The organism is Sphaerochaeta sp. S2 (assembly GCF_016406725.1).
Classification (GTDB): domain Bacteria; phylum Spirochaetota; class Spirochaetia; order Sphaerochaetales; family Sphaerochaetaceae; genus Sphaerochaeta.
The window spans coordinates 1-2,181 of record NZ_JAEKNT010000406.1; the positions used below are offsets into that span (position 1 = coordinate 1).

Sequence of the window (2,181 nt, forward strand, 5' to 3'; positions counted from 1 at the left end):
CTTATACTCACCGAAGGCAAGGGTCAACTTGACATGTTGGACACTACCACCCTTGTTGTTCATGAACTGAATATCTTCAATTTGTGCTCCTTCCATCATCAACACCAGTGGAGGGTTCTTCTCCCCGTAGGGCTCAAAGAACTCCACCACCTTGATGATACCAGGGGTCATATAGGTATCGGGTAGTGTTACATCGATGACAAGCTCATCCTCCGCATCATCAATCATGCAATCCATCGTATCTATCTCATCAGTAACACGCTTCTTGAATTCAGCAAGGTGCTCAACATCCATGGAAAAACCACCGGCACAGGTATGTCCTCCGAAGTCCAGGAAGAGATCACTGAAACGAGAGAGGAACTCCCTTGCATCAAAGTTCTCAGGGCTTCTCATGGAAGCAGAGACCCTGCTCTCATCCACAGTTGCCAGGACAATGGCAGGAGCGTTGTACTGTCTCAGCAATCGGCTTGCCATCAGACCGGTAATTCCCCGAGAGAGGGTACTGTCCTCTACAACGACAAGCTTGCTTCCCGATTCTTCAAAGCTCTCTTGGGCACTTTCCTTCATCCGGTCCCACGCATCTTCACCAAGCTTCTGCCGTTCCTTGTTCAGCTTGATCAACTCCCCTGCCAAGGACTCTGCCTCATACAGGTCTCCTGCAAGCAACATTTCCAAGGCTACCGTCGGTTTCCCCATACGCCCGGAGGCATTGATTACTGGACTGATCTGCCAGGAGATATCACTGGTTGAAAGCTGTTTTCCCATCAGGTTCTGCATGGAGAATAATGGAAGCAGACTCTGCCTGCGCCCTTGCGCGAGCACCTTGAGGCCACGTTTTACCAGGATTCGGTTCTCGTTTTCCATTGGCATCAAGTCGGCAACCGTACCAATGGCAACCAGATCGAGCACTGATTCATACTCAGCATCGAGGGAAGGATACCGCTTCATGCAATAAGCAATGAACAAGGTATACAGAACCTGTAGCTCATCCTTCCCATGGGGGGAATAGCGTACTGCCCTGCTGATATTGGATAGGGCAAATAAGCCCTTCCCCTTCACCACGGGAAGGACCGCTTCCATTTCGCTGCGCATATCAACAAGATGAATATCGATCTTCTTGCCGAAGGCTTGCCTCAGCTGGGCAAGCTCAGCGGCTGCATCAACCACCAAGATAGGGAGCCCTGCAGAGAGAAACTCCAGTGCCTTGCTCTTGCTTACATCGATAAGACCTGGATTGATCTCCTCGATGACACGATCAACAACCAAAAGGTTTTCAATCCTCACAGCCTGGATAATAACCGTATCATGACCGGGTTGTGCATGAAGCAGGATGCACTCCTCCCGATAGAAATCCGTTTTGCTGAATCTCAGTGCCCAAATCACCTTGGCCACAACCCCGCATCCGGCAAGATGTTCGAAAGGGTACCCGCAACCGGGTACCTTTGGGTCGATGATGGCAAGGGCTGGTGGCAAGCTGTCTCCACTAATATGGTGATCAAGGACAATCGTATCGATGCCAAGACTGTGTGCATAGGCAATTTCATCAAAGTTTGAGATACCACAGTCAACCGTTATGATCAGGGTTACATGTTGTGCCGCAACCAGGTCGACTCCCTCCATGGTAAGCCCATACGGCTCATCACCATCAGGAAGCTTATAGCTGACTTCCAGTGACAAGGATCGCAGTTCCTGTACCAACAAGGCAGTACTCGTAATACCGTCTACATCACGGTCCCCGAATACACAGACCTTCTCCCCTTCTGTGACTGCTTCATTGATGCGATCCACAACCTCTTCCATGTCATCGAAGAGAAATGGGTTATGGAGATAGGAAAGTTCACTCTCCAGGTAAAATTTGATCTGTTCTCGACTGGTTAAGCCTCTTCTTGCAAGTATCGAGGAGCTGATGACATCCAAACCGTACTGTTCATGCAGACGGCGGATGTCCTGGGACGAAACGGGAGATTTTTTCCAAACCATATATAACAACCTTTCACATAAGTATACACATTTACAGACTCGTCGCCTCCCACAAAATGGGAGATGAGAGTGTTTTGAGCATCCTCTGCCCGATCATCTGCGCGTATCGCAACAGATACCGCTTGATCCTCAGTGTGGCAGCATCGCTGAGAGGGACCTGAAGACTCTGCTCGAATTCCATGGAGGATGTCACCTCAAGAT

General features: G+C 49.7%; 1 protein-coding gene. It reads right to left on the bottom strand.

What is annotated here, in order from left to right; translation table 11 throughout:
• Positions 1-1,980 (bottom strand): single-stranded-DNA-specific exonuclease RecJ (gene recJ, locus JF818_RS11890; protein WP_198892219.1); only part of this gene is annotated, 1,980 nt, incomplete at its 3' end.
• Positions 1,981-2,181: the final 201 nt, after the last annotated feature.